Raw genomic sequence first — 18016 nt, forward strand, 5'->3', positions numbered from 1 at the left:
ATCCCCGCCCCCAGCCGTGAAAATCCTTCATCTCTCCAACCACGCCATGTATTGCGGTGTAAGCTAAGTCCTTCACGTGCAGGGTAGCGATCCCCCGGATCAATGCCGATCCCGTCCGATGAGACGGCAGGGAACCAGGCGCAGGGATCTGCAGCCGCGCCGTCTGCCTCGGCTGGCCGCCATGCCAGCAGGGGCAGGCCGTGGCACGCCGCTTGCTGCACTTCTGAGGGAACCCCCACGCCATCTGTCCTCCTGTCCGATGGCCCGGCGTTCCGGATTTGAACAGGCAAACCATCATCATGAATGCACCACTGACATCAGCCGCTGCGGCCCCGACCCAGGCGACGCTGGATATCCTCAAGACCCTCATCGGCTTCAACACCATCAGCCGCGAATCCAACCTCGGCCTCATCGAATGGGTGCGCGACACCCTGGAGCGCCACGGCGCCACCACCCGTCTGACCTACGATGCGCAACGGCGCAAGGCCAACCTCTTCGCTACCCTGGGCGACGCTGGTCCCGGACACTACGGAACAGTCTTCTCCGGCCACACCGATGTGGTGCCGGTCACCGGCCAGAACTGGGATTCCGATCCCTTCGTGGCGCGCGTGGCCGATGGCAAACTGTTCGGTCGCGGTGCTTGCGACATGAAGGGTTTCATCGCGGTCTGCCTGGCGCGCCTGCCCGCCATCGCCCAGGACAGGCTGCACACGCCGTTGCACTTCTCTTTCTCCTACGATGAAGAGGTCGGCTGCCTCGGGGTACGCGAGCTGCTGGCCGATCTGCAGCAGAACGACATCCGGCCCACCGGCGTCATCATCGGTGAGCCCACCATGATGCAGCCCGTCATCGCGCACAAGGGCAAGCGATCCTATCGCTGCTCGGTGCATGGTCATGCAGCCCATTCCTCCTGCCCGCACCTGGGCATCAACAGCATCGACTATGCCGCCATGATGCAGCTGAAGATCCGCGAGATCGCCCTGCGCGTACGCAATTCGGAGGCGCAGGATTACGACTTCGACGTACCGTACTCTTCCATCGTCACCACGCTTTCCAACGGCGGCAATGCGCCCAACATCATTCCGGACAAGGCCGAGTTCGTCTTCGAGCATCGCTTCCTGCCTGGTATCGATCCGGCGGAGGTGTTCGAGGAAGTCAGGCGCTATGCCGAGCAGGAACTGCTGCCGCAGATGCAGATCGAGGGCGCGCAAGGACGCATCGAATTCGAGACCCTCACGGCCTATCCCGGCATGAGCACGCCACCCGATGATCCGCTGGTGAGCTCGGCGTTGCGCATCCTGGGCAGCGAACGTGCACGCAAGGTCGGGTTCGGTACCGAAGGCGGCCTGTTCGGCCAGGCCGGCATGCCGGCCGTGATCTGCGGACCGGGCGACATCGTCCATGCCCACAAGCCTAATGAGTTCGTCACGCTGGAGCAATTGGCCAGATGTGAAGGTTTCTTCGACAACTTCATCGCTTCGGCACATCTGACGGCGGCTTGACGGCGCCGCTGTCGTCGCCGCAATGAAGAAAAGGCGCTTTTCCCGCGAGGGACAAGCGCCTTCTTGCTGGCGTCGTGGTTGATCAGGCCGGGGCGCGCACGCGCTTGTCCAGCGAGGCCGAGAAGGCCACCGTCAGCAGCCCCAGCAGGGCGAAGACCGAGCCGATCAAAGGTAAATCGGTCAGGGGCAGTCCCGCCGAGATCGCCACGCCGCCGACCCAGGCGCCGGTGGCGTTGCCCAGATTGAAGGCGCCCTGGTTGAGGGTGGAGGCCAGGTTGGGCGCGCCACGCGCGGTATCGAGGACGCGGATCTGCGCGCCCGGTACCACCGCGAAGGCGAAGGCGCCCCAGGCAAACATGGTGACCAGCGTCGGCCACTTGTAGTGGCTGGTGAAGGAGAACAGTCCCAGTACCACGGCGATGCAGAGGAACACGCCGCACATCACCGGCATGAGTTTCCAGTCCGCCAGCTTGCCACCGACCAGTCCGCCCACGGTGATGCCGGCACCGAAAAGCAGCAGCACCCAGCTCTCTTGCTGGGTGGTGAAACCGGTCACATCCAGCAGGATGTAGGCGATATAGGTGATCACGCTGAACATGCTGATCGAGGCCAGCGTGGAGGTCAGCAGCGAGAGCTGTACGCGGGTATCGATGATGGAGCGGAACTCCTGGAAGATATTGCCGGCCTGCATGGGGATCTTCCTGGGCAGCATGGTCCACAGCATGATGGCGGCCAGCACCCCGATCCCGGTCACCACGCCGAAGGTGGAGCGCCAGCCCGCCGCATGGCCGAAGGCCGTACCCAGCGGTACGCCAAGGATGTTGGCCACCGTCAGGCCGGTGAACATCAGTGCCACCGCCTGGGCGCGCTTGTGCGGCGCGACCAGTTCTGCGGCTACCACCGAGCCGATGCCGAAGAAGGCCGCATGGCAGAAGGCAGTGACCACCCGCGCCACCATCAGGAAGACGTAATTGGGCGCTACCGCGCACAGCACGTTGCCCAGGATGAAGAGGCACATCAGCCCCACCAGCGCCTGCTTGCGCGGCCATCTGGCGGTGAGGATGGCGAGGATGGGGGCGCCAGCGGCCACGCCCAGGGCATAGCCCGAGACCAGCATGCCGGCGGCCGGTGCGCTCACCCCCAGATCGCGCGCGACGTCGGGCAGCAAGCCCATGATGACGAATTCAGTGGTACCGATACCAAAGGCGGCAACGGCAAGGGCAAACAGGGGCCAGTTCATGCGCAGTCCAGGTGGAGAGTGGAGAGGAGGAGGGCGCGCCCGGGCAGAGCGCGCAAAAGCCGCAAGTTTACCGCCGGATGGAAATCGCTGCAGGCCTTAGGCCGGATCGGCGGCCAGAGGGCGGGCGAACCAGCTCTTCAGGAACGACATCAGGGCGCCATAGGCCGGCAGGAAGAACAGCAGGCTGATGGCGATTTTGAAGCCGTAGTCGACCAGCGCGATTTCCACCCAGTGCGTGGCCATGAAGGGATCGCTGCTACGCCAGAAGGCGATGGAGAAAAAGGCGATGGTATCGCTGGCGTTACCGAAGATCATCGATACCGACGGCGCCAGCCACCAGTGGCGCGAGGCGCGCAGGCGGTTGAAGACCTGTACGTCCAGCACTTGTCCCAGTACATAGGCCGTGAAGCTGGCCGCCGCGATGCGCGCCACGAAGAGGTTGAAATGCGCCAGCGCGCCGAAGCCCTGCCACTGCCCCATGTAGAACAGCGCCGAGATGCCATAGGAAATGAACAGCGCCGGCAGCATCACGGCAAAGATGATGCGGCGGGCCAGCGGGGCGCCGAAGAATCGCACCGTCAGATCGGTCGCCAGGAATATGAAGGGAAAACTGAAGGCGCCCCAGGTGGTATGCAGGCCGAAAATGGAAACCGGCAGTTGCACCAGGTAATTGCTGGAGGTGATCACCACCAGGTGGAACAGAGATAGCCAGGTCAGCAGCGCAGCGTGGCGGCGCAGGTCGAGAGTCGTCATATGAACCTTTTTGATGAATGGGGGCGAGGGAACCCATGGAACACGTCCGGCCAGGTGGGCGACGGCCACTCAAGCGCGGACAGAAGGGGCAGGATTCTATCACGGCAGCGGGGGCGGGGCTTGGCTCGCCCGCCGCTGCAGGACAGGCAGCGTGGCCCATGAGGTACACTCTTGCGCTTTTGGGCAGGTGCAATGAACAGCAAGAAGGCAACCCTGATCGGACTGAGCGCCGTGGTCCTGTGGAGCGCCATCGTGGGCCTGATCCGGGGCGTGAGCGAACATCTCGGCGCCACCGGCGGCGCGGCGGCGATCTATACGGTGGCGTCGCTGATCCTGATGGTGTCGGTGGGTTTCCCGCGGCTGTCGAGCTTTCCGCGCCGGTATCTGGCGTGGGGCAGTGTGCTGTTCGTGGCCTATGAGCTGTGCCTGTCGCTTTCCATCGGTTATGCGCATGATGGCCGCCAGGCCATCGAGGTCGGCATGGTCAACTACCTGTGGCCGACCTTTACGCTGGTGGCGGCCATCCTGTTCGGCGGGCAGCGCGCCACGCTGCTGGTGGTGCCCGGGTTCATCCTGTCCATGCTGGGGATCTGCTGGGTGCTGGGCGGCGACCAGGGGCTGGATCTGCCCGGCATGCTCATCAACATCCAGGACAATCCGCTGAGCTATGGCCTGGCTTTCATCGGCGCCCTCATCTGGGCCGCCTACTGTACCGTCACCACGCGCATCGCCGGGGGCAAGAACGGCGTGACTCCTTTCTTCATGCTGGTGGCACTGGCCTTGTGGGTGAAGGTCTTGCTGGGTGGGCATGTCGATGAACTATCCTTCAGTATCCCCGCAGCGGTCTATCTGGTGCTGGCCTCGGCTGCCATGGGGCTGGGCTATGCAGCCTGGAACATCGGCATTCTGCATGGCAACGTGACGGTGCTGGCGGGGGCCTCGTATTTCATTCCGGTGTTTTCATCGGCGCTGTCGGCGCTGCTGCTGCGAGCCCCCTTGCCGCCCTCTTTCTGGGTGGGGGCCGCGCTGGTGTGTGCCGGGTCGATCCTGTGCTGGCGGGCGACGGCGGGACGCCGGGACCCTTGACGTTCGTCGCGCGGGAAGCTCCGTTGGGGAGGGGGTGGCTTACAAAGTTTTACATCGGCGACGCCCTTCCTGACGCCGTTGTCACACAAGCGTAACGGCAAGGTCATCATGACTGCCTAGACTCCTGCTTTTTTCAAAGCAACGCCGTACCCTGCGGCGCGAGTCATGTTGTCATCTCTCCCTCATTTTCCTCAGCGCACCGCTGCCGGCATGGCCGTGGCAGCGGCTGCTTCACCGGCTTGGCGCGCCTGGCCAGCAGCGGACCGGTGGCGGACGGTCCGGCCGGCGCTGCTGGTGATCGCAGCGCATCTTGGTGTGCTGTGGCTGGCGCTGCAGATGCGTCCGCTGTCACCCCCCGCCATTACACCACCGGTACCGAGCACCGTGATGCTGGCGCTCTTCGAGCCTGCACCCCAGCCAGTCCGTCCTTCTGCGCTACCGGCGCCCGCACCGCCGGTACGCACCGTGCACGTGCGGCCCGCGCCAACGCCGCGCGCCCACCAGGCAGCCATGCCCGTATCCGTTCCCGTGAGCGCAGCGCCGACCTTGGCGCCTCCCGTGGCCGCCGTGACTGCGCCAGCCGCTTCTGCATCATCCTCGTCTGCGCCTGCCGCCGCGAGCGCTGCCGCTGCACCGGTAGCGGCAGTGTCCCGCCCATCCAGTCCGCCCGTCATCACCAGCGGCGTGCAATACCTCACCGCCCCGCAACCGGTTTATCCCGCCGCTGCCCGTCGTCGTGGCGACGAAGGTGAAGTGCTGCTGCGCGTGTTGATCAATGCCCAGGGCAGCGTGGAACAGATTGCATTGGAAAAATCCTCGGGCATCGCCAGCCTCGACCAGGCAGCACGCGTGGCGGTCGCGCAGGCCCGCTTTCAGCCTTATGTAGAGCAGGGCCGGGCACAGTCTGCCTATGTCGTCGTGCCGATCAAATTTCAATTGACGCAGTAATCCAGCCAGAAAGGAATCAACAATGGATGCAAGTCCCTACGGCCTCACGGCCTTGTGGTCGCAAGGCGATGTCGTCACCAAGGCGGTGGCGATTCTGCTGACGATGATGTCGATGGCCTCGTGGTACGTCATTCTGACCAAGGCCCTGCAGTTGTTGCGCTATCGCGCCCCGGCACAGGCCGCCGGTCACGCCTTCTGGCAGGCTGACAACGTCGCTGCCGGCGTCTCTTGCCTGGGGCGGGACAATCCCTTCGTCGCGCTCGCCAGTGCCGGGCAAGGGGCGGTGGATCATCACACGATCCATCAGGGCCAGTTGCAGGATCGTCTGCCGGTCAGCGAATGGGTCACACTGTCGTTGCGCCAGGCCATCGATGAGGCCTCGGCCAGTTTGCAGTCGGGCATGGCCGTCCTCGCCTCGGTCGGCTCGACGGCCCCTTTCGTGGGCTTGTTCGGAACGGTCTGGGGCATTTATCACGCCCTGGTCTCCATCGGCAGCAGCGGCCAGGCCAGCATCGACAAGGTGGCCGGCCCGGTGGGCGAGGCCCTGATCATGACGGCGTTGGGCCTGGCCGTCGCCATTCCCGCCACCTTCGGCTACAACGCGCTCCTGCGTGGCAACAAGAGCATCATCGCGCGCCTGAACAAGTTCGGATTCGAACTGCATGCGCTGTTCGTCACTGGCGCTCGCGCCGATGCCTCCGGTGCCGGGCCGCAACAGTCCCATACGATGCACCTGCGCGTCCAGGGAGCAGCGTGATGGGCATGGGATCCCTGTCCGAATCGGACGACGACTTCAACCCCGAGATCAACACCACCCCGCTGGTGGATGTGATGCTGGTGCTGCTGATCATCTTCATCATCACCGTTCCGGTCATGAACAACGCGGTAAAAATCGACCTGCCGCGTGCCACAGCCCAGCCCGATACGCTCAAGCCGGACAGCATCAACCTGGCCATCGATGCCCAGGGCAAGACCTTCTGGAATGACGAACCGGTCGACATGGCGCAACTGAAGGCCCGCATCGGCGCCGCGGCGGCCCGGTCGCAGCCACCGGAACTGCATCTGCGCGCGGCCCGCACCACGCCTTATGAAAAGGTGGCGCAGGTGATGGCCATGGCACAGGCTGGCGGGCTGGCCAAGATCGGCTTCGTGACCGATCCGCGGCCATAAGGTAGCCAGGCAGCCAGGCAGACAGGCAGACAGGCAGACAGGCAGACAGACAGATCAGATTCAACCGATACCAAAGGCTGATCGGGCATGCCCGGAATCAGACCATAAAAAAGCAAGGCCAAATTCCTCACTTCCATCCACTGCGAGTTCAAGATGATTTCCAGACGTATTGCTACCCCCCGTCCTTCCACCATGCGGCGCGCCTTGTTGGGCGCCGGTCTGCTGCTGGGCAGTAGCGGTCCGCTGCTGGCACAGGCCGATGACAGCGTGCTGCCCCAGATCACCGTGACCGACAGCGCCGACAAGAAGAAGCTGGCCGAGCAGGTCAGCGGAGGAGCCCTCGGCGAGCGTTCCGAACTGGAGACGCCGTTCTCCACGCGCGCCGTCACGAGCGACGAGATCGAAGACCGCCAGGCCACTTCGCTGGCCGAAGTGCTGAAGTACGACGCCAGCGTCAGCAACAGCAGTCCGGTCAACGGCACTCACCCGGCCACCATTGCGATACGCGGGCTGCGCCTGGACGACCTGAACGGCTACAAGATCGATGGCCTGGCCAACATCAATCGGGGCACCGAGATGCCGCTGGAGATGTTCGAGCAGGTGGAGGTGCTCAAGGGCTTGTCCGGTTTCATGTACGGGTTTGGCTCGCCGGGGGGCATCGTCAACTACGTCACCAAGCGTCCGACCGATGACGCTTTTCTCGCTACCGATCTCGGCTATGCCAGTGGCGGGACGTGGAAGGAACACGTCGACGCCGGAGGTCGTCTGGGCGAGGACCAGCGCTTGGGCTACCGCATCAACCTGGTCAACGAGAGCGGCGATACCGAGGCCGATCACGGCAGCATCAACCGCCAATCCATCGGTGCCTCCTTCGATGCACGGCTGAGCAGCGACCTGACCGTCAGGCTCGATGCCCTCTACCAGCGGCGCATCACCACCGGTGGTACCGATGTCATCGTCAGCGGCTTCAAGATCCCATCGGCGCTGGATGGCAGCACGCGCCTCTACAGCAATGGCTCCTACACCAATGTGGATTACCGCCTGGTGACGCTGAGTGCCGACTATCGTCTCTCGGATGACTGGAAGGCCACCGTCGCCGTGCGTCATTCCGAATCGGTGCGAGTCTACAAGAAGGATCAGTACTACATCACCAGCAATAGCGGCAACTATCGCGACCGCCTCACATCCGAATACCATGGCTACGAATTCAACGAAGCACAGGCCATGGTGCAGGGCAAGGTGAGCACCGGCTTCCTGCAGCATGAAGTCGTGTTCGGTGCGATGGCCCAGAACCTGCTTTCCACTTCTTCCGTGACCACGCCCAAGCCCTACATCGGCACCGGCAACCTGTATGCGCCGACGATCTACTCGGCCGATAGCGTCAACTACAGCGGCGGTACCTATCGTGATGAAAGGACCACGCAGACCGCGCTCTTCGCCAGCGACACGATGAAGTTCGATGAGCGCTGGTCGTTGCTGGCCGGCCTGCGTTACACCAATTACATTGATACCGCCTACACCACCGCCAACGCCACCAGTGCACGCTTCACTGCCAGCCCGCTGAGCCCGACGGCCGCCGTGATGTTCAAGCCGCGTGCCGATACGACGGTCTACGTCAGCTATGCCGAGGCCCTGGAGCAAAGCGCCTCGGCGCCCACTACGACGGTCAATGCCAACCAGACCTTCGCTCCCATCAAGAGCAAGCAGGCAGAAGTGGGCGTCAAGACCGAGCACGACGCCTGGAACGGCAGCCTGGCGCTGTTCCGCATCGAGCGTGGCTCGCAGTACATCAACAGCGCCAACGTCTATGTGGCCGATGGTCAGAGCATCTATCGCGGGGTGGAAGTCAATGCGTCGCTACAGCTCACCCGGGACCTGAGCCTGGATGGCAGCGTGATGGTGATGGGCTCCGAAGTCACCCATGCGGCAGCAGCGGTCAATGGCAAGCGCGCCGTCGGCGCGGCAGATGTGCAGGCCGGTGCGCAGCTAAGCTACCGGGTGCCGACCCTGGCAGGCCTGTCACTGCATGCCGGCGCGCAGTATGTGGGTACCATGGCGCTGGATTCGGCCAATACCAACATGCTCTCTCCCTACAGCCTGTTCGATGCAGGTCTGAACTATCGCACCCGTATCGGTGGCCACATGACCACCTGGAGCGCCAACATCACCAATCTGGCCAATCGCAAGTACTGGACCTACTATCAGGAAACCTACCTGAACGTGGGGGCGCCGCGTACCCTGAACCTGAACGTGCGCGCCGACTTCTGAGCGTGAGGGGTTCCCGACCCGGAAAGGCTGATATCGCATGATCGGTGGCATGAACTTCCATAAAACTGCCAGGGCCTGTGCCTGGCTGATCGGCCTGTTGCTGGCCGCCAGCCTGGCGCAGGCCGCTGATCGTGACGATCGCCAGACCAAGACACCTTATGCCCCGCGCCAGCCGCTCTCCAGCCTGGAACCGGTGCCTGCCGGCTATGCACCGGTGTTCACCCAGTTGCTGGCGCGCCATGGTTCTCGTGGCCTGACCGGGATGAAATCCGATCTGGCCCTCTATCGCCTGTGGCAGCAGGCCGAGCAGGAGCACGCACTGACCCCGCTGGGCCAGACGCTGGGACCGGCCTTGCAGGCCATGCTGCGGGCCAATTTTCTGCTGGGGGCGGGTGTGCCCGGAATCAGCGAGCCCGGCTATGGCAACGAGACCCTGGCCGGGCTGCAAGAGCACATCGAGCTGGCACGACGGATGGTGCAACGTCTGCCCGGCCTGTTCGACCAGGCCAGCTCAGGTGCACGCGAGGTCGTCGTGGTCAGTTCGGGCAAGGATCGCGCGGTGGATAGTGCAGAGGCTTTTACGCAGTCGTTGCTGGCCGCCCGTCCGGGCTTGCGCGGTCATGTGGAGGGGCCTTCCAAGGATACCTATCTGCTGTATTTCCATCGTTTGCCCAAGAATCCCCCGACACAGACGACCACGCTGCGCCTGCAGACCTGGAAGGATAGCCGCGCCTACCAGGCCTATCTGCATGGGGCAGCGCTGCAGGCGCAACTGGCGCGCATCGGCCAGGATCCGCGCTTGCAGGACGCCGCCGATGCGGTCCTGTCGCGGCTGTTCAGAGCAGACTTCCTGACGCGCCTGGAGCAGGGCAGCTATCGTTTCAGCAACAGCGGCACGCTCAGCTTTACCAGCGCGGATGGGCGTCATACCAATACCCTGACCGGCGACGGCCGCAGCGTCATCGCCAGCGGCGTGCAGGCAGCCAGGGCGTTGTATGACCTCTATGCCATCAGTGCCGGGATGCGTACTGAACTGGAGCGGGCTGGCAGCAATGTGAAGGTTTTCGACAACATCATGCCTCCGATGGCGGCGCAGGTCTTCGCGGAAATCGAAGATGCTGAAGATTTCTACAGCAAAGGGCCGGCAATGGTAGAGCAGGGCGATGTGACTTCGCGCATGGGACGCATCCTGCTGCAGGATTTCTTTGATGAGGCCGACGCCATCGACCGTGGTCAGCGCCAGCATCTGGCCAAGCTGCGCTTTGCCCATGCCGAGATCGTCATACCGCTGGCCACGTTGCTGGGCCTGCCCGGTGCGGCGCAGCAGGTTGACGCGCGTGAACCCTATGCGCCGGCTCGCAATGGCTGGCGTGGCGCGCAGATTGCGCCGATGGCTGCCAACCTGCAATGGGACATGTTTGCCAATGCCGCCGGACGTACCTTGGTGCGACTGCTGTACAACGAGGGGGAGATGGATTTCAAGTCGTCCTGTGATCAGGCCAGAATCGCGCCCCGCAGCCACTACTACGACTATCACGCGTTGCGGGCCTGTTATGGACAGGCCCGCGCAGGCGCTCAGCACTGAGGTGCTCAGGCTGGTGGCACGGTTGAGCCAACGGGCGCCGGTATGCGGCTGTACTGCTTGAGCCCTGGCGTAACTGATATCCACCGGTCAACAGGCCCGCCCCTTTGATGCACATCAATGCGATCCTGCAAGGATCTGTCTATTCTGCAAGCTCCAGTCAATACCAGCTCGCCCGGTGGGCTCGCGGCCCAGCGCATGTGCGCGCCGCGTCAGTCCGGCGCGGCAGCCGGCCAGGAGCATCGCATGCAAGTCGCCCATCCGTCCACCCTGCATCCTTCCGCCAGTCTCGCCGGCATGAACAAGGCCGTCCTGCGCAAAATGGACCAGCGTGGCCCGCGTTACACCTCCTATCCGACGGCAGACCGCTTTTCCAGCGACTTTGACGTCACCGACTACCTGCACGCGGTCTCCGACCGCCGCAACATGAGCGCCTGGCGGGCACTGTCGCTGTATCTGCACATTCCGTTCTGCGACACCATCTGTTACTACTGTGCCTGCAACAAGATCGTCACCAAGAACCGCGCCAAGGCTGCACTCTATCTGAGCTATCTCAAGCGCGAGATCAGCATGCAGGGCTCGCTGTTCTCCGGCATGAACCAGGTGGAGCAGCTACACTTCGGTGGCGGTACGCCGACCTATCTGTCGGACGAGCAGATGTCTGACCTGATGGACCACATCCGCCACAGTTTCACGCTGGCACCGGATCACGTCGGCGAATATTCGATCGAAATCGATCCGCGCACGGTCTCGGTGGAGCGTGTCCACAAGCTGCGCCAGCAGGGATTCAACCGCATCAGCCTGGGCGTCCAGGACTTCGATCCGGAGGTGCAACTGGCCGTCAACCGCGTGCAGTCCGAGGAGCAGACCCTGCAGATCATCGCCGCCGCGCGTGATGCCGGCTTCCGCTCGGTCAGCATCGACCTGATCTACGGACTGCCCAAGCAGAACGTGATGTCCATGTCGCGCACCCTGGCCAAGGTCATCGCCGCCAGCCCCGACCGCATCGCCGTCTACAACTATGCGCACATGCCGGCGCTGTTCAAGACCCAGCGCCAGATCAGGGAAGAAGACCTGCCCAGCGCCGACAGCAAGCTGGACATGCTCTCGCTGTGCATCCGCCAGCTGACCGGTGCGGGTTACGTCTACATCGGCATGGATCACTTCGCCAAGCCCACCGACGATCTCGCCATCGCCCAGCAGCAGGGCCGCCTGCATCGGAACTTCCAGGGCTATTCCACCCATTCGGAGACCGATCTGGTGGCCTGCGGCGTCTCGGCCATCAGCGCCGTGGGCGGCAGCTACAGCCAGAACGAAAAGACCCTGGACGGCTATTACGCCCGTCTGGAAAACTCCACCTTGCCCATTGCACGCGGGATCCAGCTGGGCATGGATGACGTGCTGCGCCGGCTCATCATCCAGCGACTGATGTGCAATTTCGAACTGTCGATCAACTCGCTGGAGATCGCCTATCCCATCGTCTTCCGCGAATACTTCGCACCCGAGATGGCAAAGCTCAAGCTGCTGGAGCAAGACGGCCTCATCAAGATCGAACCTGAATGGATCACCGTCGAGCCCAAGGGGCGCCTGCTCATCCGCAACATCTGCATGGTGTTCGATCGTTACCTGACCCAGGATCGCGAGAAGGCTGCGAGCCAAGACAAGGACGCACCGCAGCGCTATTCGCAGACCGTCTGAGCGGAGCCACGATGAACCTGCTGCCGATCTTCCTGGTAGGCCTGATGGGCAGCGTCCATTGCATCGGCATGTGTGGCGGCATCGTCGGTGCGCTCAGTTCGGCCGCACCTGCCCGTGCATCGGGCAGGCCAGCACCGGCACCGGCTCAGGTCTGCGTCATGGCGGCTCAGCCGGTGCGCGGCACACCTCGCGTGATTCCTCTTCATTTCGTTGGCCCGGCGCAGCTGCAGGCCTTCGGACAAGACCTGGTACGCGTGCTGGGTTACAACCTGGGACGCCTGTCCAGCTATACGCTGGCGGGTGCGCTGGCCGGTGGCATCGCCGCCGGTCTGCTGCGCGGCGCCGATGTGCTGGGCTGGATGGCACCGGCGCAGACGGTGGCCTACGTCATCACCAATCTCGTCCTGATCCTGTTGGGGCTCTACCTGACCCAATGGTGGAGCGGCATGTCACGCATGGAGCAACTGGGCAGCGGCTTGTGGGCGCGCCTGCGTCCGCACGCGGCACGGCTGGTACCGGTCGATACGCCCGCCAAGGCCGTGTTGCTGGGCAGTCTGTGGGGATGGCTACCGTGCGGAATGGTCTACAGCGCCTTGCTCACCGCACTCATGGCCGGTAGTGCCTGGCAGGGCGCATTGACCATGCTGAGCTTCGGTGCCGGCACCTTGCCGGTGCTGCTGGTGGCAGGCATGTCGGGTGCGCGCCTGCGTCAGCTGGTCGCGCGGGTCTGGGTGCGGCGCAGCGCCGGTGTGATCGTGCTGGCCTTCGGCTTGCTGGGGTTGCTGCGCGTTGCCGAAATAGGCGGCCTGGGAATCGCACGTGGCTGGATCGACGTATTCTGCGTCAGTCCGGTACATGGAGGATGACCATGCGCAAGCAGGAAAGTGACGCGGCGAACCTGTGTTTCCACTGCGGCCAGCCGGTGCCGGCGGGGGAGTCGTGGCGGCTGGAGATCGGCGGTGTTCAGCGCGCCCTGTGCTGCGTGGGCTGCCAGAGCGTGGCCCGGCTCATCGTCGAGAGTGGATGTGAAGATTTCTACCTGCGTCGTACCGTTCCCTCAGCCCGTGTCGACCCGGAACAATTGCTGCCGCCCGAGCTGGCGCTGGTGGACCTGCCCGTGCAGACAGGCGATGGTGAAGTTTCTGGCACAACCGACCAAGCGCAGGAACTGGTGTTGTCCATCGACGGCTTGCGCTGTGCCGCCTGCGTCTGGCTGATCGAAAAATACCTGACGCGGCTGCCCGGTATCCACATCGCCGAACTCAACGTGGCCAGTGCACGGCTGCACATCCGCCGTGATCCCGCCCTTTGTTCCACTTCCACCATCCTGCGCGGTCTGCGTGGCCTGGGTTATACCGCCTATCCCTTCGATCCGCTACGCCAGGGTGAACAGGCGCGCCGCGCCGGTCGCCGCCTGTTCCGCCAGTTGTTCATCGCGGGCCTGTCGATGATGCAGGTGATGATGTATGCCGTGCCGGTCTACATGACGCATGAAGGCATCGATCCCGACATGATGGCGCTGATGCGCTGGGCCAGCCTGTTCCTCACCATACCGGCGGTGTTCTATTCAGCCTTGCCGTTCTTCACCGGCGCCTGGGCAGGTCTGCGCGCCCGTGCGCCGGGCATGGACCTGCCGGTGGCCATTGGCATCGCCGCCGCCTTCGCCGGCAGCGCCATCGCCACCTGGCGCGGGGAGGGCGAGATCTGGTTCGACAGCGTGAGCATGTTCATCTTCCTGCTGCTGGCCAGCCGCTATCTGGAAACGGCTGCACGACGAAAGTCAGCGGCGGCGCTGGAACGCATGCAGCAGGCTTTTCCTGCGGCGGCGCTGGTGCTGCGCAATTATCCGCAGCAACGTGAGACGACGCTGGTGGCAGCCGCGCAATTGCAGGTCGGCGACGTCATTCTGGCCCGTCCCGGCGATACCATCGCCGCCGATGCCTGCCTGCTCGAAGGCCTGGCCGAACTGGATCTGGCCCTGCTGTCCGGCGAAAGTCGTCCGCAGACTTTCCAGCCCGGCCAGGAGGCGCCGGGCGGTGCCGTCAACCTGAGCCAGCCGGTGCTGCTGCGTGTACTGCGCACCACGCGCGAGAGTACGCTGGCCGCCATTACCCGCCTGGCCGAGCAAGCCGGGCAGGGCAAGCCGGCCCTGGCGCAGTGGGCCGACATCGTGGCCTCGCGCTTCGTGGTGGCCTTGCTGTTGCTGGCGGCCATCACGTTTCTCACCTGGCACCTGATCGATCCTGCGCGCGCCTGGGCCACGGCCATCGCCGTTCTGGTGGTGTCCTGTCCGTGTGCGCTGTCGCTGGCCACGCCCTCGGCCCTGGCCGCCGCGACGGATCGCCTGCTGCGTGAAGGTACCCTGGTGGTGCGTGGCAATGTACTGGAAACCTTGCAACGCGCCGATACCATTCTCTTCGACAAGACCGGGACGCTCACCCAGGGCCGGCCGCAACTGACAGCCTTGTGGAGCCGCATCCCGCAAGCACGGGCCTTGTCGCTGGCAGCGGCCATGGAGCACGGCAGCCTGCATCCACTGGCCAGGGCACTGGTGGACGAGGCGCGGCGCCAGGGTGTTGCGGCGTGCGAGGTGATGCAACCGGGTTCGGTGACCGGTGCTGGCATGCACTGCCTCATCGATGGCGTACCGCATCGTCTGGGAGCGCGTCGTTTCGTGGCCGAGCTTGCCGGAGCACAGCTGCCTTCCGAGCTGAGTCATCCCGCTGCCGCCGCTGCCGGGTCGGTCTATCTGGGCAACAGCGATGGCTGGCTGGCGCGCTTCGACCTGGCTGACGCATTGCGTGCCGATGCCGAAGAGACGGTGGCCGCCTTCCGTGCGCAGGGCATGCGCGTGATCCTGCTCAGCGGTGACCAGCCTGACGTCTGCGCCGAGGTGGCGGCCGCCGTCGGCATCGATGAAGTGATTGCCGGCTGTACCCCGCAACGCAAGCTGGAGGTGGTGCGCGAACTGCAGCAGGGCGGGGCGGTGGTGGCCATCGTTGGCGATGGCATCAACGACGCCGCCATGCTGCGCGCCGGGGATGTGTCCTTCGCCATGGGCAAGGGTGCGGCGCTGGCCCAGGTCAGTGCCGATGCCGTCATCATGAGCGACCGCTTGTCTGCCGTGGCGCAGTGCGCGCAGATGGCTCGGCGCACCATGCGCATCGTGCGCCAGAATCTGGTGTGGGCCAGCCTCTACAATTTCCTCGCCATCCCGGCGGCAGCCTTCGGCCTGCTCGATCCCTGGATGTCGGCGGTGGGCATGTCGGCCAGCTCGCTGCTGGTGGTCGGCAATGCCTTGCGCCTGAGTCGGGCCACGCGCCCATCGCTGCCGGTCACGGTGCCGACATCGGCACCTCGGCCAGCACTGGCAGGAGGGGCGTGATGGAAGCGCTCTACCTGCTCATTCCGCTCAGTACGCTGCTGGTGTTCGTGGCGATCTGGGTGTTCTTCCGCGCCTCCGACGGCGGCCAGTTCGATGACCTCGAAGGCCCGGCCATGCGCATTCTCCACGACGATGACACCCCTGCGCCGCAGGGTCGGCACGATCCTTCCTGAGCCGCTCTTGCGTGCCGCGCGCTGCGGCCTGTGGCTCACGATCTGCGGCATTTCTCTGCCGCTGTCTTTCTACTTGATACACGTCAATGCCCCTGGAAGGCTTGCCCCGTAAGCTCGCATTGAACAGTACTCAACAAAGTGGGGAGAGTTTCGTGAGCAAAGAAAATAGCTACAACTACACGGTTGTGCGCCAATTTACCGTGGCGACCATCCTGTGGGGCGTAGTCGGTATGCTGGTCGGTGTGATCATCGCCGCCCAGCTGGCATGGCCCGAATTGAACATGGGGATTCCCTGGCTGAGTTTCGGCCGGCTGCGTCCCCTGCATACCAACGCAGTCATCTTTGCCTTCGGCGGTTGTGCGCTGATGGCTACCTCGTATTACGTCGTCCAGCGGACCTGCCAGGTGCGGCTGTTCTCCGACTTCCTGGCCGCTTTCACCTTCTGGGGCTGGCAGCTGGTCATCGTCGGTGCGGCCATCACGCTGCCCATGGGGCTGACCCGCGGCAAGGAATACGCCGAACTGGAATGGCCCCTGACCATTCTCATCGCCATCGTCTGGGTCGCTTACGCCGTGGTGTTCTTCGGCACCCTCGTCAAGCGCAAGGTCAAGCACATTTACGTGGCCAACTGGTTCTACGGTGCCTTCATCATCGCCGTGGCCATCCTGCACATCGTCAACGGCATGACCATGCCGGCCACGCTGACCAAGTCCTACTCCATGTACAGCGGCGCGCAGGATGCCATGATCCAGTGGTGGTACGGTCACAACGCGGTGGGCTTCTTCCTGACCGCCGGCTTCCTGGGGATGATGTATTACTTCATTCCCAAGCAGGTCAACCGTCCGGTGTACTCCTATCGCCTGTCCATCGTGCACTTCTGGGCGCTGATCTTCACCTACATGTGGGCCGGTCCGCACCATCTGCACTACACCGCGCTGCCTGACTGGACCCAGTCGCTGGGCATGGTGTTCTCGCTGATCCTGCTGGCACCGTCCTGGGGCGGCATGATCAACGGCATGATGACCATGTCGGGCGCCTGGCACCAGCTGCGTACCGATCCCATCCTGAAGTTCCTGGTGGTCTCGCTGTCCTTCTATGGCATGTCCACCTTTGAAGGTCCGATGATGGCTATCAAGACCGTCAACGCCTTGTCCCACTACACCGACTGGACCATCGGCCACGTGCACTCCGGTGCCTTGGGCTGGGTTGGCTTCGTCACCATGGGAGCGATGTATTACCTGATCCCGCGTCTGTCGGGCAAGACCCAGATGTGGAGCAAGGATCTGATCGAGATCCACTTCTGGGTAGCCACCATCGGCATCGTGCTCTACATCGCCGCCATGTGGATCGCCGGGGTGATGCAGGGCCTGATGTGGCGTGCGGTCAATCCCGACGGCACCCTGACCTATACCTTCGTCGAGGGCGTCAAGGCGACCTACCCGTACTACGTCATTCGTCTGATGGGTGGCCTGATGTATCTGTCCGGCATGCTGGTGATGGCCTACAACACCTGGCGCACCATGCGCGGCACCGAACTGGCTGTCGCACCGATTCCTGCCGTGACCAACGCTGCGCACTGATTGGGGGAAAGTATGAAGTTTTCGCATGAATGGATTGAGAAGAACCCCTGGCTGCTCATCGGCCTGGTGCTGCTGGTGGTCAGTGTGGGTGGCCTGGCCGAGATCGTGCCGCTGTTCTTCCAGAAATCGACCACAGAACCGATCGCCGGCTTGAAGCCCTACTCGGCCCTGCGCCTGGCCGGCCGCGACATCTACATCCGCGAGGGCTGCTACAACTGCCACTCGCAGATGATCCGCCCCTTGCGCGCCGAGACCGAGCGTTATGGCCACTATTCGGTGGCGGGGGAATCGGTCTATGACCACCCCTTCCAGTGGGGCTCCAAGCGTACCGGTCCGGACCTGGCCCGGGTCGGCACCCGCTACAGCGATGAATGGCATCGCGCCCACCTGCACAATCCGCGTGACGTGGTGCCGGAGTCCAACATGCCGGCCTATCCGTGGCTGGAGCAGACCAAGCTGGACAACTACGACATCGTCTCGCGCATGAAGGCCTTGAAGCGCATCGGCGACCCGTACACCGAAGAAGACATCAAGAATGCGCCGGCCGAGCTGGTCGGCAAGACCGAACAGGACGCGCTGATCGCCTACCTGCAAGGCCTGGGTGTCCTGATCAAGGCGGAGAGATAAGACC

Annotated in this window: 15 protein-coding genes; 13 read left to right on the forward strand and 2 right to left on the reverse strand. The window is 63.8% G+C overall.

All coding sequences use genetic code 11. The features are described from left to right. Positions 1-299: 299 nt before the first annotated feature. Positions 300-1502 (forward strand): acetylornithine deacetylase, encoded by a 1203-nt coding sequence (gene argE, locus HWE01_RS09620; protein WP_008330592.1) that lies wholly within the window; start codon positions 300-302, stop codon positions 1500-1502. A gap of 82 nt (positions 1503-1584) precedes the next feature. Here argE and HWE01_RS09625 read toward each other — a convergent pair whose 3' ends face one another. Further along, positions 1585-2742, reverse strand: a complete 1158-nt coding sequence (locus HWE01_RS09625; protein ID WP_241821688.1) for an MFS transporter — start codon at positions 2740-2742, stop codon at positions 1585-1587. Between the two features lie 96 nt (positions 2743-2838). Next, entirely contained in the window at positions 2839-3495 is a 657-nt protein-coding gene (locus HWE01_RS09630; RefSeq protein WP_175343606.1) for a 7-cyano-7-deazaguanine/7-aminomethyl-7-deazaguanine transporter, read from the reverse strand. Between the two features lie 192 nt (positions 3496-3687). On the opposite strand from HWE01_RS09630, the gene yddG reads away from it, so the two are divergent. The 12 genes from yddG to ccoO all read left to right on the forward strand — a co-directional run bounded on the left by yddG (position 3688) and on the right by ccoO (position 18012). Next, the gene (yddG, locus tag HWE01_RS09635; RefSeq protein WP_241821689.1) at positions 3688-4581 is read left to right on the forward strand and encodes an aromatic amino acid DMT transporter YddG; all 894 of its coding nucleotides are present in this window, start codon (positions 3688-3690) and stop codon (positions 4579-4581) included. Positions 4582-4746: 165 nt separating this feature from the next. Continuing rightward, positions 4747-5529: an energy transducer TonB gene (locus tag HWE01_RS09640; RefSeq protein ID WP_241821690.1), complete on the forward strand. Its 783-nt coding sequence runs from the start codon at positions 4747-4749 to the stop codon at positions 5527-5529. Positions 5530-5551: 22 nt separating this feature from the next. After that, positions 5552-6286, forward strand: a complete 735-nt coding sequence (locus HWE01_RS09645; RefSeq protein ID WP_008330565.1) for a MotA/TolQ/ExbB proton channel family protein — start codon at positions 5552-5554, stop codon at positions 6284-6286. Continuing rightward, positions 6286-6699: an ExbD/TolR family protein gene (locus tag HWE01_RS09650; protein WP_008330563.1), complete on the forward strand. Its 414-nt coding sequence runs from the start codon at positions 6286-6288 to the stop codon at positions 6697-6699. Before HWE01_RS09645 ends, HWE01_RS09650 begins: the two co-directional genes overlap by 1 nt. Positions 6700-6852: 153 nt before the next feature. Further along, complete coding sequence (locus tag HWE01_RS09655) at positions 6853-8967, forward strand: TonB-dependent siderophore receptor (protein WP_241821691.1); 2115 nt, start codon at positions 6853-6855, stop codon at positions 8965-8967. A 49-nt stretch (positions 8968-9016) separates the two neighbouring features. Beyond that, positions 9017-10552, forward strand: a complete 1536-nt coding sequence (locus HWE01_RS09660) for a histidine-type phosphatase (RefSeq protein WP_081486088.1) — start codon at positions 9017-9019, stop codon at positions 10550-10552. 243 nt (positions 10553-10795) lie between these two features. After that, positions 10796-12247: an oxygen-independent coproporphyrinogen III oxidase gene (hemN, locus tag HWE01_RS09665; RefSeq protein WP_241821693.1), complete on the forward strand. Its 1452-nt coding sequence runs from the start codon at positions 10796-10798 to the stop codon at positions 12245-12247. Positions 12248-12258: 11 nt separating this feature from the next. Next, positions 12259-13113 (forward strand): sulfite exporter TauE/SafE family protein, encoded by an 855-nt coding sequence (locus tag HWE01_RS09670; protein WP_241821694.1) that lies wholly within the window; start codon positions 12259-12261, stop codon positions 13111-13113. Between the two features lie 2 nt (positions 13114-13115). Continuing rightward, on the forward strand, positions 13116-15632 hold the full coding sequence (locus tag HWE01_RS09675; protein ID WP_241821695.1) for a heavy metal translocating P-type ATPase: 2517 nt from the start codon (positions 13116-13118) through the stop codon (positions 15630-15632). Continuing rightward, a complete protein-coding gene (ccoS, locus tag HWE01_RS09680) occupies positions 15632-15805 on the forward strand; it encodes a cbb3-type cytochrome oxidase assembly protein CcoS (RefSeq protein WP_008330551.1) in 174 nt (57 codons plus the stop codon). Before HWE01_RS09675 ends, ccoS begins: the two co-directional genes overlap by 1 nt. Positions 15806-15957: 152 nt before the next feature. Further along, the gene (gene ccoN, locus HWE01_RS09685) at positions 15958-17385 is read left to right on the forward strand and encodes a cytochrome-c oxidase, cbb3-type subunit I (protein ID WP_008330550.1); all 1428 of its coding nucleotides are present in this window, start codon (positions 15958-15960) and stop codon (positions 17383-17385) included. Between the two features lie 12 nt (positions 17386-17397). Beyond that, positions 17398-18012 carry a cytochrome-c oxidase, cbb3-type subunit II gene (ccoO, locus tag HWE01_RS09690; RefSeq protein WP_175343614.1) on the forward strand — a complete coding sequence of 205 codons (615 nt, stop codon included), beginning with the start codon at positions 17398-17400 and terminating at the stop codon, positions 18010-18012. Positions 18013-18016 lie beyond the last annotated feature (4 nt).

The sequence above is a fragment of the Herbaspirillum sp. C7C8 genome, from assembly GCF_022627875.1.
Taxonomy (GTDB): domain Bacteria; phylum Pseudomonadota; class Gammaproteobacteria; order Burkholderiales; family Burkholderiaceae_D; genus Herbaspirillum.